This is a genomic window from Streptomyces sp. NBC_01808, from assembly GCF_035917395.1.
GTDB lineage: Bacteria > Actinomycetota > Actinomycetes > Streptomycetales > Streptomycetaceae > Streptomyces.
Map to the genome: position 1 here is coordinate 4,261,251 of NZ_CP109072.1, position 21,011 is coordinate 4,282,261.

The following is a 21,011-nucleotide window of genomic DNA, read 5'->3' on the forward strand; positions in this document are numbered from 1 at the left end:
ATGACGTCGTACGACGACGCCCCCTGGGTGGAGGACGGAGCCCCGCGGTTACGCCCGTACGCGGTCACCGGCGGGCGGACCACGCCTACCCGCAGGCTGGCACTGGAGACGCTGGTCATGGCCGCCAGGACGCTGCCCCGGGTGCCGCTGACGCCGGAGCACGACGAGACGCTGCGGGAGTGCCGGGCGGGCCCGCGCTCGGTGGCGGAGGTGGCCGGCCGGCTCGGGCTGCCGGTGGCGGTGACCAAGATCCTGCTGTGCGACCTGCTCGACACCTGCGCGCTCATCCTGACGGCGCCCGCGGGCCCGCCAGACCCCACCGACCCATACCTACTGGAGAAGGTCCTTGTCGGACTACGCAATCTCTGACGACTCCTTCGTCCCGCTGAAGATCGTGATAGCCGGCGGGTTCGGGGTCGGGAAGACCACGATGGTCGGTGCGGTGAGCGAGATCCCGCCGCTGACGACCGAGGAGACCCTGACCGCCGCGAGCGTCGACCACGACAGCCTGGACGGGGTGCCGGAGAAGGACGCCACCACCGTCGCGATGGACTTCGGCCGCATCACCCTGACCGCCCACCACATGATGCTGCTGCTGTTCGGCACGCCGGGCCAGAAGCGGTTCTGGTTCATGTGGGACCACCTCGCGAGCGGCGCCATCGGCGCCGTCGTCCTCGCCGACACCCGGCGGCTCGCGGACTGCTTCGCGGCCGTCGAGTACTTCGAGCGGCGCGGCCTGCCGTTCGTGGTGGGCATCAACGAGTTCGACGACGCCTACCACTACACCCCGGAAGAGGTGAAGGCCGCGCTCCATCTGCGCAGCGACACCCCGGTGATGTGCTGTGACGCCCGCGCCACCAGCTCGGCGCGCAGCCTGCTGATCAGGCTGGTCGAGCACGCGCACGCGCGGTCCGTGGCGGCCAGGGCCGGGGCCCCGGCGGAACCGGAGCCCGCGACCGGGGCCGTGTCCGCGTCCGAGTCCGCACAGCCCGTGCCCACCTCCCCACCGAGGAGCCCCGCATGACGACCTTCGACTACCACACCGCCCGCCACCTGATGACCGACGGGGAGCAGGACCAGGAGCTGGAGCGGCGCAAGCAGCGGCTGCACGAACTCGGCCTGGGCGACAGCCCCGACCCGGAGTTCGACGCCTTCGCCGCCCGGCTCGCCGAGGGCGCCGCGTCGCTGGCGCAACTGGGCGGGACCCCGTACGCGATGGTCAACCTCATCACCGACCACCAGTACTTCACCGGCCTGTACGCGCCGCCCGCCGAATGGGCCGACCCCAGCCTCGCCGAGCAGCCGGGCAAGCCGGAGGTCAGCCGGGTCATGGACCGCGACCACGGCTACTGCCCGCACGTCGTCGGCCGGCGCACCGCGCTCGTGCTGCCCGACGTGTGCGCGTACCCCCGCTTCGCGGGCAACCCGGTGGTCGACCAGATCGGCATCCGCACCTACATGGGCGCGCCGCTCATCGACCCGGTGACCGACGTGACGCTCGGCACCGTGTGCGTGGTGGACACCGAGCCGCGCCCGTGGGGCCGGCAGGCCCAGGAGGGCCTGGAGTTCATCAAGACCCAGGCCCGTTCGCTGATGGAGATCCTCGAAGAGCGCAGCCGGGGCCGGGCCGCAAGCTGAAAGGCCCCCGCGGCGAAGCCGCAGGGGCCTTTCGGGGCCCGGCGCCCCCTGTCGCTCCGCTCCTCAGACCGGCTGGACGGAGTGCGGCGCGAGGCGCGTCGACCACGGCTCGTGGTCCGCGCCGAGCGCCACCTCCGCCAGCCGCAGCCGCTGCACGTCGGAGGTGCCCGCCGGCGGTGACACGTGGTACGCGTCGCGCAGATACCGCTCCACGGACATCTCCGGGTAGAGCCCGCAGGCGCCGTGCACCTCCATCGCCGTACGGGCCGAGTCGAGCGCGGACTCGACGTTGACCAGCTTGGCGTTCTGCAGCTCGGCGTCGCACGGCAGCCCGCGGTCCAGCAGATGTGTCGCGTGGTACGCGGTCAGCCGGGCCGTCATCAGCCGCGACTGCATCTCCCCCAGCCGCTGCTTGACGGTGCCCAGTTCGGCCAGCGGCCTGCCGTAGCGGATCTGCCGCGCGGCGAAGGCGGTCGTTTCCGACACGAGCGCCTGGTGGATGCCCAGGGCGACGGCGGTGAGGTTGGGCCTGCCGTACAGGATGCTGGAGGAGTACGCGACCGAGAGTCCGTCGCCCTCCCGGCCCAGCAGGTTCGACACCGGCACCCGGCAGTTGTCGAAGATCACCTCGCCGAAGCTGAAGCCGTGCAGGCCCATGGAGGGCCGGTGCGGGCCCAGCGTGCAGCCGGGGCGGTCGGCCTCCACCAGCAGCGCCGAGAGGCCCTTGGAGCCCGGTCCGGTGCGCACGACGACGCCGTGAAGATCACCGACGTGGCTGTTGCCGACGAACACCTTGCGGCCGTTGACGATGTACTCGTCCCCGATGCGCTCCGCGCTCGCCGACATCCCCAGCACATGGCTGCCGGAGGTGGGTTCCGTGACGGCTATGGTCGGCATGCAGACGCCGGCGGATATCAGCGGCAGCCAGGTCTTCTTCTGGACGGCGCTGCCGAAGTGCACGATCTTGGCGACACCGAGCTGCGACGCCTGCACCATCGCGCCCATGGCGGCGCTCACGCGCGAAAGCTCTTCGATCACGATCGTTTTGGCGAGGTGCCCCAGATCCATCCCGCCGTACTCGGCCTCGACGGTGACGCCGAGCCAGCCCTGCCGGGCGATGTCGCGGGACAGCTCGAACTGCACGCTCCGCGACTCCTCCATCCCTGCGATACGGGGGCGGACCTCGCGCTCCGCGTAGGCGCGGACCTCCTCCCTGAGACGTATATGACGCTCCGTGAGGAAGTAACCGTCCATCTGAGTCTCGCCTTCTCGCGTACAGGTGGGGTGAGCAGGTCGGCGTGGGCCTGTGGTGACAGAGGCCGGGTAGGGCCTCCACCCACGGTGAAGATTTATCGCCATCGCCGCAGCACCCACAAACGCTCGCTTCCGGGTCGTTCACCTCCCCGTGTGCGTACGGTCGCGTTCCGCACCCGCCTCGTATGGGCGCTACGGTCCCTTTTGCTCGACGGTCCGCCGCGGCCGAACGCCCCCGTAACGGCCCCCGGCCGGCCGGCGGCGACCGGCCGGCCGGGGGGCCGTCCTCAAAGGGGCGAAAAAGGGACGCGGTTGCGCGGGAGGCGTCAGCCGAAGGACACGGAGAAGCGGCGGTTGGCCAGGCTCGGGTTCTTCACCCGCACCTCGGCGACCCGCGCCGCGTCCAGGACCGCGGACGCCACCCCGGGCGCCTCGCCGGCGGAGGCGGCGATCTGCCCCATGGGGTCGACGATGGCGCTCTGCCCGCACGAGACGGGCCCCGTCTGGCCGCAGCCGAGGACGTAGACGGTGTTCTCGATCGCGCGGGCCCGCAGCAGCGTGGTCCAGTGGTCCTCCTTGACGGGCCCTGTGACCCAGGCGGCGGGGACGACGATCGCCTCGGCGCCGGCGTCGACCAGGAACCGGGCCATCTCGGGGAAGCGGAGGTCGTAGCAGGTCATGACGCCGACGGTGAGGCCGTCGAGGGTGAACGTCAGTGCCTTGGCGGGCTGCGGCTGGATGCGGTCGGACTCGCGGTAGCCGAAGGCGTCGTAGAGGTGCACCTTGCGGTAGACGCCGAACTGCTCGCCGCCCCGGTCCACGGCCAGGACGGTGTTGCTGGGCTTGCCGCCGCCGGTCGCGGCCTCCGTCATCCCGGCGACGATCGCGATGCCGTGCTCCTTGGCCAGCGCGCCGATCGCGGTGGCGAACGGACCGTCGATCGCCTCGGCCTGGCTCGCCGTCTCGGCCTGCGGGTCGGGGTTGGCGTACATCGAGTTCTCGGGGAGGACGACGAGGTCGGAGCCGCGCGCGGCGGCGGTCGCGACGAGTCCTGAGGCGGCGTCGAGGTTGGCGGCCTTGTCGGTCGTGGCGGCGAACTGGGCGACGGTGGCGAGCATGAGGTGGTGCCTTTCGTGTGGTGGAGCGGTACGGTCCGGCGGCGCCGGGTCAGGCGCGTCCTGCCAGTGCGTCGGTCTCGGTGACCGCGGCGCCGAAGCCGGCCAGCAGCGCGCCGTGCTGCATGGTCAGCACCAGTTGGTCGGCGCCGTGCGCGAGCGCGAACGCCTTCTCCGCCGCCGACCAGGCCGGCAGCACCCACGGCTTGCCGGCCGCCCGGGCGGCGTCCGCGATGGCGGCGAGGTCCGCGAAGTCCGCCTCGCTCCGGGTGTACGCGCCGCGCGCGCGGCGCATCGACAGGTCGCTGGGCCCGACGAACACCCCGTCGACCACCGGCAGGTCGAGGATCTTCCCGATCTCCTCGATGGCCCCGGCGTCCTCGATCATCGGGTAGACCCGGGTCTCGCGGTCCTGCCTGGCGATCCAGTCGTCGTCGAACCCGCCGTAGCCCGCGGTCCTGCCGCCCGCGAAGCTGCGGTCCCCCAGCGGCGGGAACTTGCCGTACGAGCAGACCTCGGCGGCGTGCGCCGCGTTCTCCACGTGCGGCACGACGACGGCGGTGGCGCCGAAGTCCAGCGCCTGCTGGATCGGGCCGCGTTCGGGGCCGAGCACCTTGGCGAGCACGTCGAGGTCGAGCCGGCGCAGGAACGGGATGAACCGCTCCAGGTCGGCGAGGTCGAAGGCGCCGTGCTCGATGTCGAGCACCACGGCGCCGTACCCGGTGGCCGCCACGATCTCGGCGGTGGCGAAACTCGGGTCGGACAGCCAGGCGGCGTATTCGCGCCGGCGGTCGGTCGTGCGCGGGGGCATGAGCCTCCTTCAAGTAGGTATACACTGCGTATACATATGAGCCAGAGAGGGCGGGGAGCGTGTCAGTCGACGAGGACGGCCGTGCGGTGACGGCGCGGGCGCGGGCGTACGAGTGGGTCAAGGAGGCGATCCTGCTGGGGCGCTACCCCGAGGGTTCGTTCCTGGAGGAGAAGGTCCTTTCCGAGGCCGCGGGGGTGTCGCGGACGCCGGTGCGCGAGGCGCTGCACCGGCTGGCCGCCGAGGGGTTCCTCGACCTGCTGCCGCGGCGCGGCGCGCAGGTCCGGCGCGTCACCGTGGCCGAGATGATCGAGACGTACGAGATGCGCCAGGTGCTGGAGATACACGGCTTCCGCACCCTGTGCGACAAGCGGCTGGAGATCCCCGCCCGGCAGGCCGAACTGCTCGCGCAGATGGGGGACACGGAGCTGCTGGCGCGCTGCCGCGCCGGCGACCGCGAGGCGATCGCCGAGCACGGCAAGCTCGACTTCCAGTTCCACTTCGGCTTCGTCCGGGCCACCGGCAACACCGTGCTGACCGACCTGTTCCGCAGCCTCCAGCCGCGGCACCAGCGCATCGGGGTCTCGGCGATAACGATCCGCCCCGAGCGGCTGCCGCTCATCATGCGCGAGCACCACGCGCTGCTCGACTCCCTCGGCGGGTACGAGTTCGAGACCGCCGCCCGGACGATCCGCACCCACCTGAACCCCGACCAGACGGTGGTCGCGCACCTGAACTGACCGGCGGCGGCAGCGCGCGGCGGTCACGCCGCCGCCATCTCGCGCCACAGCCGGCGCCGCTCCGCCTGCTCCACCGGGTCCGGCACGGGCGCGGCGGCGACGAGCCGCTTGGTGTACTCCGTACGCGGGTTGGCCAGCACCTCGCGCGCCGGGCCGTGCTCCACGAGCCGGCCGTTCTGCAGCACCGCGACCTCGTGCGCGAGGAGTTCGACCACGCCGAGGTCGTGGCTGATGAACAGGCAGGCGAAGCCCAGCCGGTCCTGCAACTCGCGGAACAGCCGCAGCACCGTGGCCTGGACGGACACGTCGAGCGCGGACGTCGGCTCGTCGGCGATCAGCAGCTCCGGCTCCAGCGCCAGCGCGCGGGCGATGCCGACGCGCTGGCGCTGGCCGCCGGACAGCTCGTGCGGGAACCGGCTCGCCCAGTGCGCGGGCAGCTCGACCTGCTCCAGCAGCTCCGCCACCCGGGAGTGCGCGGCGGCGCGGTCGGCGCGGCGGTTGACCAGCAGCGGCGCGGCGATCGAGTCGCCGATCGACCAGCGGGGGTTGAGCGAGGCGCCGGGGTCCTGGAAGACCATCGAGTACGTCGGCCTGAAGGCCCGCAGCCGGCGTCCCGACAGGCCGGTGACGTCGGTGCCGCAGACCTCGACGGATCCGCCGGTGGCGCGCGACAGCCCGACGACGGCCCGGCCGATGGTGGACTTCCCGGAGCCCGACTCGCCGACCAGGCCCAGGACTTCTCCCTTGCCGATCGTGAGGCTCACGCCGTGCACGGCCTTGAACCCCTTGCGGCCCAGCCGCCCGGGGTACTCGACCTCCAGGTCCCGTATCCGCAGCGTCGTGTCCTCCCCCGCCGGCCATGCCCCCGTTGGCGCGGGTACCCCCACTGCCGCCTCGGGCTTCGTGACCGCGGCGGGCTCGGCCTCGCCCGGGAGTGGGGGCACCCCCGCCAATGGGGGCACCCCCGCCAATGGGGGCGTAGCCGGTGGGGGAGAGGGCGTAGCCGGCGGGGGAGGCGGTTTGGGCACGGCGGCCAGCAGCCGGCGGGTGTACTCGTGCTCGGGCGCGGCGAACAGCCGCCCCACGGGCGCCTCTTCGACGACCTCGCCCTCCTTCATCACCACCACGCGGTCGGCGATGTCGGCGACCACGCCCATGTCGTGGGTGATGATGAGCACGGCGGAGCCGAGGTCCCGGCGCAGGCCGCGCAGCAGCTCCAGGATCTCGGCCTGCACGGTGACGTCGAGCGCGGTCGTCGGCTCGTCGGCGATGATGACCTCGGGCGAGCCGGAGATCGCCATGGCGATCATCGCGCGCTGCCGCTGGCCGCCGGAGAGCTGGTGCGGGTAGCTGTCGACGCGGCGCTCGGGCTCCGGGATGCCGACCTTCGTCAGCAGCTCGATCGCGCGGGCGCGGGCGCCGGCCGCGGACACCTTCTCGTGGCAGCGGATGGCCTCGGCGATCTGCCGGCCGATGGTGTAGACGGGGTTGAGCGCCGTCATCGGCTCCTGGAAGATCATCGCGATCCGCTTGCCGCGGATGCTGCGCAGCGCCTCGTGGCCGAGGCCGAGCAGCTCGGTGTCGTGGAAGCGGATGCTGCCGCGGTGCCGGGCGCTGCCGGCGACCAGGCCCAGCACGGACATCGAGCTGACCGACTTGCCGGAGCCGGACTCGCCGACCAGCGCGACGACTTCGCCGCGGCCGACGGTGAAGCTGACGTCCCGTACGGCGGGGGTCCACTCGCCGGCGACGCGGAAGTCCACCGACAGCCGCTCGACGCTCAGCACCGGCTCGGGCGCCGTCCCCTCCTTCTCCTGACCGGCGCCGGTCACTTCGGCCCCGCCGCGGTTCCGGCGTCCGCCGCCGTACGGGTGTTGCGGTCGTACTCCGCCAGATACGCGGCGCAGAAGCCGAGCACCCGCTCGATCCACACCTTGCCGGTCTCGGCGCTGCCCAGGCTCACGTCGCCGGTGCAGCCGGTGGCGCTGATCTCGGAGAAGTCCCAGAGGACCGTGCCGGGTACGGGCTGGCCGGGGATGGCGGCCTCGGTGTAGCTGGTCGGCGTCCAGCCGGCCGGCGAGGAGAGCCCGCCCGGCTCGGCCAGCTCGCTCTGCACCTGCTCGGGGAACATCGCCAGCATCGCCGAGTGCTCCGGCTCGGCGCCGTGCCCGTAGGCGGTGGCCGGGTCGTCGTACACGTCGCGCATCAGGGCGTAGCCGAGCTGCCAGGGGTAGAGGTGGCCGACGAGGATGCCGAAGTCGCGCCGGGCGTCGATGGCCGCGCCGGTCACCGGGCCGACGTTGCCGCCGTTGTTGTCGACGATGACGATCCGCCGGAAGCCGGACGCCACCAGGGCCTCCAGGATCTCGTACGTGACGTTGCGCAGCGTCTCCTGGCTGAGGGAGAGGTTCCCGGCGAAGCCGCGGAAGACGCCGGAGTGGCCGTAGTTGAGGGCGGGCGCGACCCAGTAGCCGTGCTCGCGGGCGAGCTTGTCCGCGACCCACTCGGCGACGATGGAGTCCTCGTGGACCGGCAGGTGGGGCCCGTGCTGCTCGATGGCACCGATGGGCAGCAGGACGACCGGGTCCTGCTCCGCCAGGTGCTTGACCTGCGTCCAGGACAGTTCGCCGAGACGGTGGGTGTCGGGCAGGGAGACGGCCATGGGGCTGGTTCCTTTCGCTGCTGTGCTGGGGTGCTGCTGCGGTGCGGTGTACGTACGGGGGTTCACGAGTCGGTGCCGCTGCGGCGGGGGTCGAGGAGGTCGCGCAGGCCGTCGCCGAAGACGTTCAGGGCCAGCACGATGAGGATGATCAGCACCGACGGGTAGATCAGCAGCGTGGGCTGGACCTCCAGGAAGTCACGGCCCGCGCCGACCATCGTGCCGAGCGACGGCAGCGGCGGCTGGGCGCCGAGGCCGAGGAAGCTCAGCCCCGCCTCCATCTGGATGGCGAAGCTCACCGACAGGCTGAGCTGCACGATCACCGGCGCGGCGACGTTCGGCAGGATCGTGCGCAGCAGGATGGTGTTGCGCCCGGTGCCCATGATCTCGGCGGCCTCGACGTACTCCACGCTGCGGATCGCCAGCACCTGGCTGTAGACGATCCTGGTGAACCGCGGGATGTACAGCACGCCGATGACCATGACGACGTTGACCAGCTCGGGACCCATCGCGGCGACCACGGCGATGGCCAGCACGATGGGCGGGAAGCTGAGCAGGATGTCGATGCCGCGCATGATGACGCTGGACGCCCAGCGGCCGCCGTACCCGGCGACCAGGCCGAGCGTCGTGCCGATGGCGCCGGCGATGAGGACCGCGGAGAGCGCGACGGCCAGCGACGTACGCAGCCCGATGAGCAGCCGGGAGAGCACGTCGCGCCCGTAGTCGTCGATGCCGAGCACGCCGCCCTGGGTGAGCGGGGTGCCGGCGATGTCGCGGTAGTCGTGCGGCGCGATCACCGGGGCGAGCAGCGCGGCGGCGCAGGCCAGCAGCAGGAAGCCGCCGGCGATCGACGTCCGCCGGTTGGCGACGAGGCTGCGCAGCAGGTGCCGGCCCCCGCGCCGGGGCGGGGTCGCGGCGGTGGGTGGTGGGGGGGCGGTGGTGAGTTCGACGGTCGGCATGTCAGGCTTCCTCCGCCCGCGGGTCGAGGGCTCGTACGACCAGGTCGCCGACGAGGTTGACGAGGATGACGACGGCCGCGACGGCGAGGACGACGGCCTGGATGACGGGGTAGTCGCGCTGCCCGACCGCGCTCATCAGCAGCGAACTCACCCCGGGCCAGCCGAAGATCGTCTCCACCAGCACGGTGCTGCCGATCAGCGTGGTCAGCTCCACCGTCGTCGCGGACGCCACCGGCAGCAGCGCGGTGCGCAGCGCGTGGTCCTTGATGACCCGCTGCTCGGCGAGGCCCTTGGAGCGGGCGGTGCGTACGTAGTCCGCGGAGAGCGTCTCCAGCATCGCCGCGCGCGTCATGCGCGTGATGACCGCGCACGAGGCGGCGGTGAGCGTCACCACCGGGAGGATCAGGATCTGCAGATGGGCCACCGGATCCTGCCAGGGCGTGGTGAAGCGCTGCGGCGGCAGGATCGGCACGAGGAACGCGAAGACCATCAGCAGCAGCGTGCCGACGACGAACACCGGCAGCGAGATCCCGAAGATCGAGCCGGCGACCAGCGCGTGGTCGGCGGGCTTGTCCGCGCGGGTGGCCGCGACCCGGCCGAGCAGCACGCCCAGCGTGACCGCGATGATCAGCGAGACGAGCACCAGCTCCAGGGAGTTGCCCAGCCGGTTCGGCAGGTCCTGCATCACCGGCCGGCTGCTCAACAGCGAGGTGCCGAGATCGCCCTGGAAGAGCCGGCCCCAGAAGCCGAAGTACTGGCTGACGAAGGAGTCGTTGAGGTGCATCGCCTCGCGGGTCTGCGCGACCTGCTCATCGGTGGCGCCCTCGCCGAGCGCGGCGCGCGCGGGGTCGCCGGGGATGAGGCGGACGAGGAGGAACACGATGCTGCCGACGGCGAAGAGCTGCAGCGCCGCCTGCGCGAATCTGGTGAGGAGGAACCGTCTCATTTCTTGTCCATCCATATGCGGCGCAGAGTCACTCCGGTCCACGAGCCCTTGGGCGGGTGCCGGTAGCCCTTGACGTAGTCGTAGTGCGCCTCGCCCTGCTGGCGGCGTACGGTCCAGGTCATCGGCACCAGCTCCAGGGCCCGCTGCTCGACGTCCCGGTAGATCTCGTCGCGCAGCGCGCGGTCGCGGGTGCGGCGGCCCTCGGCGAGCAGTTGGTCGAGGCGCTCGTCCTTGAAGTCGGTGTTCGCGGTGAACGTGCCGGTGCTGGCGAGGAAGTCGCCGAGGGAGGCGGGGTCGCCGAACTTCGGCGCCGTGCCCCAGGAGTGCACGGGGTACGACTTGGCCTCGACGCTGGCCCGGAACGTCAGCCACTCCTGCTGGGTCAGCCGCACGTCCACCCCGGCCTCCCGGATGCCGGGGAGCATGGCCTGGGCGGGGCGGGCGATGACCGAGTACGTGCTGGTGGTGACGACCGGCAGCGTCAGCTTTTCCTGGCCGGCCTTCTTGAGGAGGAAGCGGGCCTGCTCGGGGTCGTAGGCCATGGTGTTGTCGAGGGAGCCGGAGTAGCGCGCGAAGGCCGGCGGCATCAGCGCGCCGTCGATCGGCTGGCCGTGGCCGAGGAGCGCGGTCTCCAGCACGGAGTCCCGGTTGATCGCCATCGCGACGGCCCTGCGGACGCGTACGTCGTCGAAGGGCGGCTTGCTGGTGACGAAGCCGACGAAGCCGAAGCCGAAGGTGCGGTCCGAGGCGAGGCGCAGCCGGGGGTTCTCGCTGATGACGTCGACGTGGGTGGCGGGGACGTAGTCGATCATGTCGACGGTGGCGGTGCGCAGGGCCGTGACGCGGGCGTAGTCGTCGCTCATCGGCTGGAAGACCATCGCGTTGAGGTACGGCAGCTCCGGCTCGAAGTACTCGTCGAAGCGCTCGTACGTCGTGCTCACCCCGGGGATGCGCTCCACGAACCGGAACGGTCCCGTGCCCATGACCTGCGTCTTGGGGTCGACGCCCGACTCGATCCAGCGCTGGGAGACGATGTTCGCGGTCGGGTTGGCGAGGACGAACGGGATCGTGGAGTCCGCCTGCTTGAGGTGGAAGAGGACCGTGGTGTCGTCCTTGGCCTCGACCTCCTCGATCAGGTCGAGGAGCGGACCCGTGGTCGCCGCGGTCTTCTCGTCCATCATGCGGCGGAACGAGAACGCGACGTCCTTCGTGGTCAGCCGCGAGCCGTCGTGGAAGCGGACCCCGGGGCGCAGCTTGACCTCGTACGTCGTGTCGTCGGCCCAGCCGAACTCGGCGGCCAGGTCGCCGATGATCTCGCCGTCGCCGTCGTACTGCAGCAGCGCGTTGTACGTGAGCTGCCGCAGCAGGTCCGACGCGGCGCCCGTGGTGACGTGCGGATCGAGGTTGGCCGGGTCCGTGGAGAGCCCGAAGTGCAGCACCCCGCCGCGGCTCGGGCCGCCGGGCCGGGGGGTGACCTCCTCCATGGACGACGGCAGGTTGACCGGGCTGCCGCACGCGGCCAGCGCCGCGCTGCCCAGCGCGCCGCCGCCGGCGGCGAGGAGGTGCCGCCTGCTGATTGGTGCCATTGATTATCTCCACACATCGGGGCCAGGGGACGAGCCGTACCGGCGGTGGATCCACCGTGCATGTGGCAGGTATACACGGGGTCCACATAGGGGTCAACGGGTCTGCAGACCTTGATTCCGGAAGAGAAGCGGTGGTCAGGGAGGTGTGGAGCAGCGGTGGGGGAGGTGCCGGGCGGCCCGGTGGGAGCCCGTACGTGCCGTCAGCCCGGCAATTGGGCGCGGGCTCCGGCGAACAGGTCCGGGCGGGCGCTGCCCCAGGTCACGGCCGCGTGCGAGAGCGCGTCCAGGGCGGCCCGCAGCGGGTCGGGGTCGGCGGCGGCGAGTAGCGCGGGCAGCGCCATGGCCTGCTGGAGCGCGTTGTCGTACCGGCCGTCGGGGGTGGGCACGAGGGTCTGCGGGACGCCCGGGTCGGCGAAGAGCCGGTCGAAGGCCCGGCCCTCGTCGTCGAACGGCTCCGGCAGGTCCCCGCCCCTGTCCAGGGCGTCGAGACCTGCGGCTATCCAGCCGATACGGTCGAGTCCCGCCGCCGCCAGCGCCCGGCGGGCGGCCCAGCGGGCGAGGTCGCGCTGCGCCTGCGGGTCCGCGGCGTCGACCTCGTCGATCAGGTCGCGGTCCCACGCGACCAGCCACGACCCGGCGCCGATGGCGGCGCGCACCCGCTCGCTGGGGATCCGCCCGCCCCACCGCCGCCGCTCCACCTGCTCGCGGAGCGCCGTGCGCTCCCGCTCCTTACGCTCCCGCTCCGCCCGCTCGGCCGCGGCCGCTTCCTCGCGCGTGGGCGGCGGGGGGAGGCGACGGGCGTATGTGTGCCAGTACGCGGCGCGGCGGGAGGTCTGGCGGATCACCCGGTCCGGGGCCGGCGGGGCGGGCCAGAACTGCAGCAGGTAGTGGTCCACGGGCGGCCCGCCGTCGAGTACGGCCGACTCCGCGTCCCACTCCACGTCCATCCCGCGCGCGCAGTACCGCACCCGGTGGTCGGTCTCCGCCAGCTCCGCGGCGCACAGCTCACCGTCACCCCACGGGAACACCGCCGTCCGCGGCGCGGCGGGCCGGAAGGAGACCTCCACGACCTCCTCCCAGGTCGCGGTGACGGGCGGCGCCTGATCATGTACCTCGACGGTCAGCCCCACCCGGCCGGTGTGCAGCCCGGTGGTGAGGAACAGGTACCCCGGCACGGCGGCCCCGCACAGCCCGTTGCGCTGCCCGGCGAACGTCTCCGCCAACCCCTCCCCGGACCAGTCCCGCCGGCCTTCCACGTAGAACTGTCCGTAATCCACGTCCAGTTCGCCGCTGTACACCGTCTGCATGACGGCAAGTCTGCCCGCCGCCACTGACAACGGGACGGCTCCGCGGTGGCCTCCGTGTGCGCGCCCCGGCGCTCCCGGGAGCCGCCGGGCGGGACCTAGGGTGCCAGTTTCATGTCGATCCAGGGGATCGTCTCGCCCGGCAGGACGTAGCGTTCGGTCTCGGCGAAGCCGTGCTTGTGCGCGAAGCGCAGTCCGCAGTCGTTCGACGACAGCACCACGGTCGCGATCTGCTCCGCGCCCAGCTCCCACGCCTTGAACAGCCCGCGCGCGTACAGCTCCTCGCCGATGCCCCGGCCGCGGTGGTCCGCCAGGACGCGCGCGATGACGGTGGCCGTGCAGGTGCCGTCCTCGGGCGGGCGCACGGTGCTGCAGCCGGCGAGCACGCCGCCGGCATAGGCCAGCTCCAGGTGGTGCCGCCACGACCGGTCCCGTACGTCGTCCAGCGACAGGTGATGCGTCGGGATCGTCGCGTTGTGGACGCGGCGCCAGTCCCGTAGCGCCTCGTCGTCGGCCGGCGGCGTGAAGCGGAGATCGGACACCCGGGCAGCCAACATCGCGGACGGCCCGCGCGTCAAACCGCGGTCCTGCGCAGTTGGTCAGTGCCCGCCGACGGGCTCGGTGCAGCCGCCTTCCATGTAGACGCCGTGTACGTCGATCTCGTCGGGCCAGTCGGTGTTGCCGCTGATGCACGGGCCGGCGCCGGCCACCATGACGTCCCATGCGACGGCGGATGCGCCGGCCTGCTGCGCGGTCACGGTGTCCGTCGCGTAGCCCAGGTCTTCGAGGACGAGCCGGATCCGCCGCTCGTCCTTCAGGTCGGCGGGGGCGGCGTCCTTGAGCGCGGCGGCGATGCGTACGGCGTGGGCCTCGCCCCGGCACAGCTCGTCGGGGGTGACGTCGGTGGTCTGCTTGTAGGCGTTGTTCTCCCCGTACTTGGGATTCTCGGGCACGGCACCTTCGCCCCCGTCGCCCGCCTCTGCCGAGGGCTCCGGCCGCACGTCGCGGCACTTCCGCGCGACGTCGGGCCACGCCCGGTCGTGCTCCTTCCGCGTCGCCTCGGCGTACTCCTCGGCGGTGGAAGGGGACCCGCCGTTCGACGGCGTACCCGTACCCGCACCGGAACCGCTCTCCTCACCGCACCCGGCCAGGAGCACCGCACCCGCGCACACCGCGGCCAGGACCCCGAAACCCCGCCCCATCCCGAACCTCCCCAACCCGCACCCCAGACCCCACGACAGGACGATCCTCCCGCATCCCCGCAACCCGCGCAGTAGCGGACGTCACGCACCGGAGGCGGGCGGCAGGACGGTGGCCGCGGCGGCGGGGAGGCTGACGGGGACGGTGCGGGCGGGGTCGCTGTCCGATCGTGCGGGGACGTGGACTGTTGCCTGGACGGCGGTGTCGGTGAGGTTGAAGACGGCGAGGTGGCCGTCGGCCAGGGCGGCCGCCACGCCGGGCACGTCCGTGGTCGGGGCGGGGGCGGCTGCCAGGGCGCGGGTGCGGCCCGCGCGCTGTGCCGGGTAGCCCTCGGCGATCAGCGGGGTGGCCGGGCCCGCGGAGAGGGTGACGGAGCCGGCCGTCACGCGGATCGGGTTGCTTCCGCCGCGTACGACGAAACCGGCCCGGTCGTCGACGTTCACCCAGTTCCCCGCGAAGCCGTGCGCCGCCGGCACCGCCGCCACGTCGCGCCAGCCCGTGCCGTCTGCGGACACCTGCACCCGGTACTCCGCGCCGTACGCCGCCTCCCACCCCAGCAGCACCTGGTCCACCCGCTGCTCCGCGCCCAGGTCCACCGCCAGCCAACTGTCCGCCCGCGGCCGCTCCGCGCGGGCCACCGCCCAGCGGGTGGCGGGGTCGCCGTCCGTGGCGTGCGGCGGGGGGTACGCGGGGTCGGCGGACGAGGCGGTGGCGGTACGGCCGCGGGCCAGGTCGGTGCCGGAGCCGGGGGCGTAGACCTCGACGCGCCAGAGGGAGTAGCCGTACTGCGTCGCGGGCCGGGCGCCGAGGATCCGCACGTGCCGCGCCGCGACCGCGGGAAAGCGCACCTCGTCCACCCCGCCGTCGCCCCCGTCGGGCGCCAGGGTGACGGCGCCGCCGGGGCCGTGGAACGTACGGTCGCCGTCGAGGCCCCGTACGCCCGGCATGGCCAGCGTGTGCAGCCGCAGCCGCCCCTCGTCGGGGGCGAGGCCGGACGTGGCGTAGACGACCGCGCCGGTGGGCAGCGTCGCATAGCCGGCGGTGCCCTGCGCGAAGCGCAGCACCGTGGCGGAGCCGTCGAAGCCGTCGGCGGCCCGGGTGTAGCGGGCGACGCGGCGGCCGGTGACCGCGAGCGCGGTGCCCGGCAGGAACGCGGGGGCCGCGCCCGTGACGTCGAAGAGCCAGTCGTCGTGCTCGGGCAGGAACGCGAACTTCACGTGCCCCGCCTTGCTCACCGCCATCGCCAGCGCCCGCGCCGACTGGTGCCCGACGAGCCCGACTTCGGCGCCGTAGTCCGTCGCCCCGGCGACGCTCGCCCAGTAGCGGGTCTCGCTCACCGGCCGCACGTCGCCGTGCAGCCGGTCGCGCCAGACGTGCAACAGGTACGCGATCGCCACCTCCGCGCGCGCCTCCGGCTCGTACTTCGGCTCGCCGCTGAACTTCGTCAGCCGGTTCTCCGGCGGGTACGCGAGATACGGCTCCAGATGCGCGGCGAGCATCCGCTCCGCGCGGGCGGTGTACGGGTCGGCCTGGCCCATCCGGCGCCAGGTCAGGGGGAGTACGTCGCGGCCGTAGAGGTGGTAGCGGTCGGCCACCATGGGGTGCGAGGAGAGCCCGGCGGCGGTGCCGAGGTGGGTCATCGTGCGCCAGAGGCCGGCCGCGTTGGGCTGCTTGGCGAGCACCTCCGGCAGCGGGGCGCCGGCGATGAGGAAGTGGAGGGCGTTGCGCCCGGGGTACGCGCCGGTGGACTGCTGGTACATGGGCGCGTAGGTGCCGTGGTTCTCCACGACATGGCCCTCGTACATGTTCTGCGCGGTGTTCCATTCGGACACCGGACGGCCGTCGATGAACGTGCCGTTCTCGCGGTCCGCGGAGGGCAGCCCCGTCATGTTCGACAGCCAGCGGGTCAGCCACTCCCGCCAGGCGGCGGCGTCCGCGTGGCCCGGGTGGTACGCGAGGCCCGTGGCCAGCGGCATCGACTTCGCGCCCATCTCCTCGATCTTCGAGTCGCCGCGGTGCCCGCCGGTGAGCCCGTTGGACGACCAGCCGCCGCTGCGCGGGTCCTCGCCGGCGCCGAGGCCCGCGACGTACTGCGCGCCGCGGACGGCGATGGCGTCGACGTGCGCGCGGGTGCCGGCGTCGAGTTCGTCCCAGAGCAGCCGGGCGGCGGCGACGAAGTACGACTCGAACGTCCCGTCCCAGAACACCCGCCCGCCCCACTCGTACCCGCCGCCGCCCCAGGTCGCCCCGGTGGCCCAGAAGTTGGTGGCGGCGAAGTGCCGGATGGTCCGTACGGTGTGGTCGGCGAGCGTGTCGCGGTCGACGCCTGCGAGGTCCGCGTCGTACGTGCCGTGGGTGAGCAGCACGGCGTTGCCGAGGACGCTGGCGAAGCCGAAGTCGGCGAGCGGGTAGCGCCCGGCGGCGGCGTCCCACTGCGTCTCGACCCAGCGGGTGTGGCGCAGCAGCAGCCGGTGGTAGAGCAGGGCGTCAGGACCGGGCCCGGAGGCGGCGGCACCGACCCCCGGCGTGACGAGGGCCAGCCCGGCGGCGGTCGCCCCGCTCGCGAGCAGAAACCGCCTGCGGGGAAAGGGAGTCGGGGTCGCCATTGCGGGATGCCTCCCGTCGCCGCGGTCCGGGGCCCCGACTGTAACCCCTGCGACCGCCGGGGAGTAGATCACGGCGGGGCGGCCCCCGCCATGAGGCGAGGGCCGGTTACGCGGAGGTCGGTGGGAGGCTCGGGTCAGCCGTGGCAGTCCCGACGTGGTCACAGACCTGGGCCCTGCTGGTTGTCTGAGCCTCTCGGTGCAGCTTGGAGCTAGGGGACGGGGATCATCTCTGCGGCCACGCCGGGTAGTTCATCGAACTTCGCCTTGGCGTCGGTGGTCATCACCGTCCGGTTCGTGGCAATCGCCGTCGACGCGATGATCAGGTCGTGCGCACCGCGCGGCTTGCCAAGCTTCCGGGTGTACGCCAGCAACCGGGCATGCACACGCGCCACATCCAGCGTGTAGTCATCCACCGGGACTATGGCGAGCACCGCGTCGACGAATCCCTGACGACGGCGTGTGGTCAACTCGTCCGCCGCGAGTTCCACGCCCTGCAGCAGTTCAGCCGCCGTGACGGCGGCGATGGTGATGTCGTCATCCCGGGCGCGCAACAGCTTGGCCAGCTCAAGCCGGCCGCGATCGACCGCAGCAAGGACACCGGTGTCGAGGATTACCCTTCCCACGGGTCCTCCAGAGTCAGCAGCTCACGGGTCTCCAGCACATCGGACGCGAAGTCCTCGTCGAGAGCCGCGGCGTGTGCTTCCAGCACGTCGGCAAGCGCAGCGCCGTTCCCGCTGGGTGCGGGCCCGAGGATCGCCAGACGTCTGCCGTTGCGGGTGATCACGATGGTTTCCCCATGCTCCGCCTGGTCCAGAACCGAAGCGAAGCTCCGGGAAGCCTCGCTTGCGCTCATCATCCTCATGAGTTCAGAATATCAGAAATCCGCTGGTGGTGAGAGATCAGGGCGGCCAGCTCCGGGTGCACGTCACCGACGACGGCGCCGTCCGCATCGAAAGTCCACGACGCCAGCGGGGCATCCCCGTACCTGCGCCACCCCGCCCCCACCGACGACCACGGCCGCGGCCTGCACTTGGTCGACGCCCTCGCCGACGAGTGGGGCACCTGCGACCGCGACGGCCTCGGCAAGCTCGTCTGGGCCTCGTTCATCAGAAGGGCGACCTGAGCGGAGGACCGCTCACCATTCACGGCAGCGGACCGGCGCCGTTCGGCCCGCTGTGACTGGCAGCTCGCACGGCGGAGCCCTCCCCGATCCTCTCGGGAAGGGCTCGCGCTGCCACAGCTCACCGAACCGTGTGAAACCGCCACGCAGTTTCGCGCCGCATCACCCCGGCCCCGGCCAACATCAGGTCCGTCCGGAACGGTTCATGCAGGGGCCGGTGTTCCCCTGGTCGCTCCAGAGTTCCATGCTGAACCCCTGATCCTCAGGAAGGGAGACGTTGTCCTCGATCCAGGTCCGCTTGAACAGCCACCACTGCCAGTCCCAGTCATTGTTGAACTCGATGGCATACGCGTCGAATCGAAGCGTGTCTCCGGAACTGTTGATGACGTCGGTGCTGTTCGTGAAGGTGAAAATTTCGCCATGCGCCTGGAAGTAGAACCTGGCGAAATTCGTGGAATCGTCCTTGTGCCGGACCGTGATCCACGCATCTCGCCCGCCTGGATCCGTGGCGCTCGGTTTGCTCCCCGGCTCGCATGTCCAGTTGTCTGCGTTGAATCCTTGTGATCCGTCTTCAGCATTTGCCGTCCCGGCCCCGGCGAGGCTGAGCGTCAAGAGTGCCGCCGCAGCGGCTCCGATTGCCTTTCCAGCATTGCGCACGAAGGTCCTCCCCCACATCCTGAATCGAACTTCTCCCCGTCATCTGCGGGTGAAGGAATGCTCCCGCCCCGCTGACGCAGAGTCATTACCACTCAGTGACCGATCCCTTGACGCTCCGTCGACAGCGCGGCGAGCTGACGCGGAACAGCACTACGCTCCCGCCAGGCCGCGCAGGGGTATCTGGTGGACGACGGAGTGACTGGCCGAGCAGGGGTGCCGCACGTGTGCCGGCTGCCGTCACAGCGCGCGGAGCCGGGCGGCGGCGGATGCCGCGAGGTCCTTCGCCATCCCGCAGAGATCTTCGGTGGGACGCTCGCCGTGGACGTCGAGGCGCACCATCTCGGCGGCGGTCACGCCATCCTGGCCCTTGTACCTGTGGTGCTCGACAAGCGCGCTACAGGTGTCGCCTTCGTCGTTCGGTTTGACGACCGTGCGATATCCACTGAGTGTGAGGACCGTGCCGTCCTGAGCGGAGCTGGGCTGGTCCCGGAAGAAGCTCACCTCTGCGTCGAACTCGTCGATGGTGCTGGACCACTCGCAGCCCCAGTTCGCGATTGCGGCGTCCGGCACGTCGGCCCTGAGGCCGGGAACGGCCGACAGCGCGGTGGCGTCGAGGAGTTTGCAGGCATTCCCCCAGGCCAGCGAGGTTTGCGGGTAGGCCGATGCACGGCGGGGGATCGGACCGGCGTCGAGGACCTCGGCCGCGCTCGCAGCGGCTCTTTCGGCGACCGTACACAGGGTGGCATTGCCGCCGTTCACCGAGCCTTCGCCCATGTTGACGCGGACCTGGACCACCGTTTCCCCGGTGCTGCCGCCGGTGGTCAGCAGCCGGCTGCACTCATCGTTCTCCGCCTCGTCTTCGACGATGTTGATCCTCCCGATCGTGCGGAAGGGTTTGGCCTCCTGGGGCGGCGAGCTCGGAAGGAGGCGGATCGATACGTCAATCCGGGTCTCATCGTCGACGCCTACCAGCACGTCACACCGGTCGAAGTTCCCGTAGTCCACATCCTTGCGGACGTCCTCGCCGGCGAACTGCTCGAGAACGGAGGTATCGGCCAGGGCACACACGTCCGCCGTGTGCGGGCTGCCGATCAGGGCCTGCGCCCCCAGTTGCCCGCTCTGGCCGTCCTCGGACGCGGGCTTTCCGTCCTCGCCGTCGCCGCCGGGGATGAAGACGAGTGCCAGAGCCATCACAGCAGCACCGACACCGAGCGCGGCTGCGAGCAGTGGCCGGCGTCGGCGCTTGGTGAGGGTGTCGGAGGCGGCGGCGTCCCCGAGTGCTGTAGCCGTGTCCTTTGAGGCTGGAGGGCCGGCTGCGGCGACGTCCTCCAGCAGTTGCTTGGCCTCCGTGGCATCGGGGCGCTGCCGGGGGTTGCGTCGGAGCATGGCGGCGAGCGCGGGGTACAGCGGCCCCACGGCGTCGGCGTCCAACTCGACGAAGCCCTGCTCGGCCTGTAAGTGCCTCAGACCCCGGGGGTTCTCCCAGGAGTCCGCGTCCTCCTGGTGGCCGTCGCTCTCCCTCTCCCCTGGCTCGCTGCCACGCGGCGGCGTACCGGTGACCAGGGCGTAGAGGGTGGCCGCCAGGCAGAACACGTCCGATGCCGGCCGGGGGACACTGCCTCGGGCCAGTTCAGGAGCTGCGTAGTCCGGTGTGTAGCTGAAGGGGCCGTTGAACGTGATGGTCTCGCTGCCGCCGACCCGGTAGGCCGCTCCGAAGTCCAGCAACTTCGCGTCACCGCGCCGCGTGAGGCCGATGTTCGCGGGCTTGACGTCGCAGTGAACGATGCCTTCCTCGTGCAGGGCGACCAGCGCGTCGGCGAGTTGGGCCCCGATGCGGGCCGCCTGTTCGGGGGAGATTGGTGGCAGCCGGTCCAGACCGCCGCCGGGCACGTACTCCATGACGAACCAGTACGTGTCCGCGTCGCCCCCGCCGCCCTCCGGCGCCACGGTGACGACGTCGTACAGGGTCACGACGTGAGGATGGTCGCGGAACTTGGCCATGGCCCGCGGCTCACCCAGCAGCCGACGCACCGCTGTCTCGCCCTCGCCGTCCGTCCGCTCCGGCTTCAGCGCGACGTCCTGACCCACCACTGTGTCGTGTGCCAGCCACACATCGCCGCCGCGCCCCGCGCCGATGACCTCCTTGAGGACGTAGCGGTCGGCGAATTCCTCTCCGGAACGCAAAATCTGCCCCCTCGCTCGACCCTGCACACACACCCAGCGCCACACGCCGGATCGAACCTACTGTGTAAGGAGAACTGTGCGCAGGGTTACCTGCGCTTTCAACAGTCGCCCTTATCGGTAGCCGCAGTCTGGCCGGAAGTGATCGGACGACTGACTGGATGGCAGCTTCCCCCTTGGCCGCCGGGGTCCCCGCCTCCACGACCGGTCGCGAGGGGTGATCAACACGTGTGAGCCC

The 21,011-nt window shown here is 71.8% G+C and carries 20 protein-coding genes; 4 read left to right on the forward strand and 16 right to left on the reverse strand.

The window, feature by feature from the left end:
• Genes OG946_RS18555 through OG946_RS18565 form a run of 3 tightly spaced genes read left to right on the forward strand, consistent with a single transcriptional unit; the run spans position 1 to position 1,638 of the window.
• The gene (locus tag OG946_RS18555; protein WP_101423309.1) at positions 1-369 is read left to right on the forward strand and encodes a DUF742 domain-containing protein; all 369 of its coding nucleotides are present in this window, start codon (positions 1-3) and stop codon (positions 367-369) included.
• Entirely contained in the window at positions 347-1,024 is a 678-nt protein-coding gene (locus tag OG946_RS18560) for a GTP-binding protein (protein WP_326797176.1), read from the forward strand. Before OG946_RS18555 ends, OG946_RS18560 begins: the two co-directional genes overlap by 23 nt.
• Complete coding sequence (locus tag OG946_RS18565; RefSeq protein WP_326797177.1) at positions 1,021-1,638, forward strand: GAF domain-containing protein; 618 nt, start codon at positions 1,021-1,023, stop codon at positions 1,636-1,638. Before OG946_RS18560 ends, OG946_RS18565 begins: the two co-directional genes overlap by 4 nt.
• 63 nt (positions 1,639-1,701) lie before the next feature.
• On the opposite strand, the gene OG946_RS18570 is transcribed toward OG946_RS18565, so the two are convergent.
• From OG946_RS18570 to OG946_RS18580, 3 genes are all read right to left on the reverse strand, one after another.
• Positions 1,702-2,892 carry an acyl-CoA dehydrogenase family protein gene (locus OG946_RS18570; protein ID WP_326797178.1) on the reverse strand — a complete coding sequence of 397 codons (1,191 nt, stop codon included), beginning with the start codon at positions 2,890-2,892 and terminating at the stop codon, positions 1,702-1,704.
• A gap of 326 nt (positions 2,893-3,218) precedes the next feature.
• Positions 3,219-4,010 (reverse strand): carbon-nitrogen hydrolase family protein, encoded by a 792-nt coding sequence (locus OG946_RS18575; RefSeq protein WP_326797179.1) that lies wholly within the window; start codon positions 4,008-4,010, stop codon positions 3,219-3,221.
• Between the two features lie 49 nt (positions 4,011-4,059).
• Positions 4,060-4,818, reverse strand: coding sequence for an HpcH/HpaI aldolase family protein (locus OG946_RS18580; protein ID WP_326797180.1), 759 nt, complete (start codon positions 4,816-4,818; stop codon positions 4,060-4,062).
• A gap of 59 nt (positions 4,819-4,877) precedes the next feature.
• Between OG946_RS18580 and OG946_RS18585 the strand changes: the two genes are divergently transcribed.
• Positions 4,878-5,555: a GntR family transcriptional regulator gene (locus OG946_RS18585; RefSeq protein ID WP_326797181.1), complete on the forward strand. Its 678-nt coding sequence runs from the start codon at positions 4,878-4,880 to the stop codon at positions 5,553-5,555.
• Positions 5,556-5,578: 23 nt separating this feature from the next.
• On the opposite strand, the gene OG946_RS18590 is transcribed toward OG946_RS18585, so the two are convergent.
• From OG946_RS18590 to OG946_RS18650, 13 genes are all read right to left on the reverse strand, one after another.
• A complete protein-coding gene (locus OG946_RS18590; protein ID WP_326797182.1) occupies positions 5,579-7,387 on the reverse strand; it encodes an ABC transporter ATP-binding protein in 1,809 nt (602 codons plus the stop codon).
• Positions 7,384-8,217, reverse strand: a complete 834-nt coding sequence (locus OG946_RS18595; protein WP_326797183.1) for a creatininase family protein — start codon at positions 8,215-8,217, stop codon at positions 7,384-7,386. Before OG946_RS18595 ends, OG946_RS18590 begins: the two co-directional genes overlap by 4 nt.
• A 62-nt stretch (positions 8,218-8,279) precedes the next feature.
• Positions 8,280-9,173 carry an ABC transporter permease gene (locus OG946_RS18600; RefSeq protein ID WP_326797184.1) on the reverse strand — a complete coding sequence of 298 codons (894 nt, stop codon included), beginning with the start codon at positions 9,171-9,173 and terminating at the stop codon, positions 8,280-8,282.
• Between the two features lies 1 nt (position 9,174).
• Positions 9,175-10,119 (reverse strand): ABC transporter permease, encoded by a 945-nt coding sequence (locus OG946_RS18605; RefSeq protein WP_326797185.1) that lies wholly within the window; start codon positions 10,117-10,119, stop codon positions 9,175-9,177.
• Positions 10,116-11,705 carry an ABC transporter substrate-binding protein gene (locus OG946_RS18610; RefSeq protein WP_326797186.1) on the reverse strand — a complete coding sequence of 530 codons (1,590 nt, stop codon included), beginning with the start codon at positions 11,703-11,705 and terminating at the stop codon, positions 10,116-10,118. The genes OG946_RS18605 and OG946_RS18610 overlap by 4 nt, the downstream gene beginning before the upstream one ends.
• 200 nt (positions 11,706-11,905) lie before the next feature.
• The gene (locus OG946_RS18615; RefSeq protein ID WP_326797187.1) at positions 11,906-13,012 is read right to left on the reverse strand and encodes a hypothetical protein; all 1,107 of its coding nucleotides are present in this window, start codon (positions 13,010-13,012) and stop codon (positions 11,906-11,908) included.
• 95 nt (positions 13,013-13,107) lie between these two features.
• The gene (locus OG946_RS18620) at positions 13,108-13,551 is read right to left on the reverse strand and encodes a GNAT family N-acetyltransferase (RefSeq protein WP_326797188.1); all 444 of its coding nucleotides are present in this window, start codon (positions 13,549-13,551) and stop codon (positions 13,108-13,110) included.
• A 57-nt stretch (positions 13,552-13,608) separates the two neighbouring features.
• Positions 13,609-14,211 carry a hypothetical protein gene (locus OG946_RS18625; protein ID WP_326797189.1) on the reverse strand — a complete coding sequence of 201 codons (603 nt, stop codon included), beginning with the start codon at positions 14,209-14,211 and terminating at the stop codon, positions 13,609-13,611.
• An 81-nt stretch (positions 14,212-14,292) separates the two neighbouring features.
• A complete protein-coding gene (locus OG946_RS18630) occupies positions 14,293-16,815 on the reverse strand; it encodes a discoidin domain-containing protein (RefSeq protein WP_326797190.1) in 2,523 nt (840 codons plus the stop codon).
• A gap of 209 nt (positions 16,816-17,024) precedes the next feature.
• Positions 17,025-17,438, reverse strand: a complete 414-nt coding sequence (locus OG946_RS18635; protein WP_326797191.1) for a PIN domain-containing protein — start codon at positions 17,436-17,438, stop codon at positions 17,025-17,027.
• The gene (locus OG946_RS18640) at positions 17,426-17,677 is read right to left on the reverse strand and encodes a type II toxin-antitoxin system Phd/YefM family antitoxin (RefSeq protein WP_326797192.1); all 252 of its coding nucleotides are present in this window, start codon (positions 17,675-17,677) and stop codon (positions 17,426-17,428) included. The genes OG946_RS18635 and OG946_RS18640 overlap by 13 nt, the downstream gene beginning before the upstream one ends.
• A gap of 441 nt (positions 17,678-18,118) precedes the next feature.
• A complete protein-coding gene (locus OG946_RS18645; RefSeq protein ID WP_326797193.1) occupies positions 18,119-18,592 on the reverse strand; it encodes a hypothetical protein in 474 nt (157 codons plus the stop codon).
• A 237-nt stretch (positions 18,593-18,829) separates the two neighbouring features.
• Complete coding sequence (locus tag OG946_RS18650) at positions 18,830-20,776, reverse strand: serine/threonine-protein kinase (RefSeq protein ID WP_326797194.1); 1,947 nt, start codon at positions 20,774-20,776, stop codon at positions 18,830-18,832.
• Positions 20,777-21,011 lie beyond the last annotated feature (235 nt).

Excerpts from the sequence above, each read along its gene's own strand:
- OG946_RS18555 (WP_101423309.1), top strand. The coding sequence starts at position 1 with ATGACGTCGTACGACGACGCCCCCTGGGTGGAGGACGGAGCCCCGCGG.
- OG946_RS18565 (WP_326797177.1), top strand. The coding sequence starts at position 1,021 with ATGACGACCTTCGACTACCACACCGCCCGCCACCTGATGACCGACGGG.
- OG946_RS18570 (WP_326797178.1), bottom strand. The coding sequence starts at position 2,892 with ATGGACGGTTACTTCCTCACGGAGCGTCATATACGTCTCAGGGAGGAG.
- OG946_RS18575 (WP_326797179.1), bottom strand. The coding sequence starts at position 4,010 with ATGCTCGCCACCGTCGCCCAGTTCGCCGCCACGACCGACAAGGCCGCC.
- OG946_RS18580 (WP_326797180.1), bottom strand. The coding sequence starts at position 4,818 with ATGCCCCCGCGCACGACCGACCGCCGGCGCGAATACGCCGCCTGGCTG.
- OG946_RS18595 (WP_326797183.1), bottom strand. The coding sequence starts at position 8,217 with ATGGCCGTCTCCCTGCCCGACACCCACCGTCTCGGCGAACTGTCCTGG.
- OG946_RS18600 (WP_326797184.1), bottom strand. The coding sequence starts at position 9,173 with ATGCCGACCGTCGAACTCACCACCGCCCCCCCACCACCCACCGCCGCG.
- OG946_RS18605 (WP_326797185.1), bottom strand. The coding sequence starts at position 10,119 with ATGAGACGGTTCCTCCTCACCAGATTCGCGCAGGCGGCGCTGCAGCTC.
- OG946_RS18610 (WP_326797186.1), bottom strand. The coding sequence starts at position 11,705 with ATGGCACCAATCAGCAGGCGGCACCTCCTCGCCGCCGGCGGCGGCGCG.
- OG946_RS18615 (WP_326797187.1), bottom strand. The coding sequence starts at position 13,012 with ATGCAGACGGTGTACAGCGGCGAACTGGACGTGGATTACGGACAGTTC.
- OG946_RS18625 (WP_326797189.1), bottom strand. The coding sequence starts at position 14,211 with ATGGGGCGGGGTTTCGGGGTCCTGGCCGCGGTGTGCGCGGGTGCGGTG.
- OG946_RS18630 (WP_326797190.1), bottom strand. The coding sequence starts at position 16,815 with ATGGCGACCCCGACTCCCTTTCCCCGCAGGCGGTTTCTGCTCGCGAGC.
- OG946_RS18640 (WP_326797192.1), bottom strand. The coding sequence starts at position 17,677 with ATGAGGATGATGAGCGCAAGCGAGGCTTCCCGGAGCTTCGCTTCGGTT.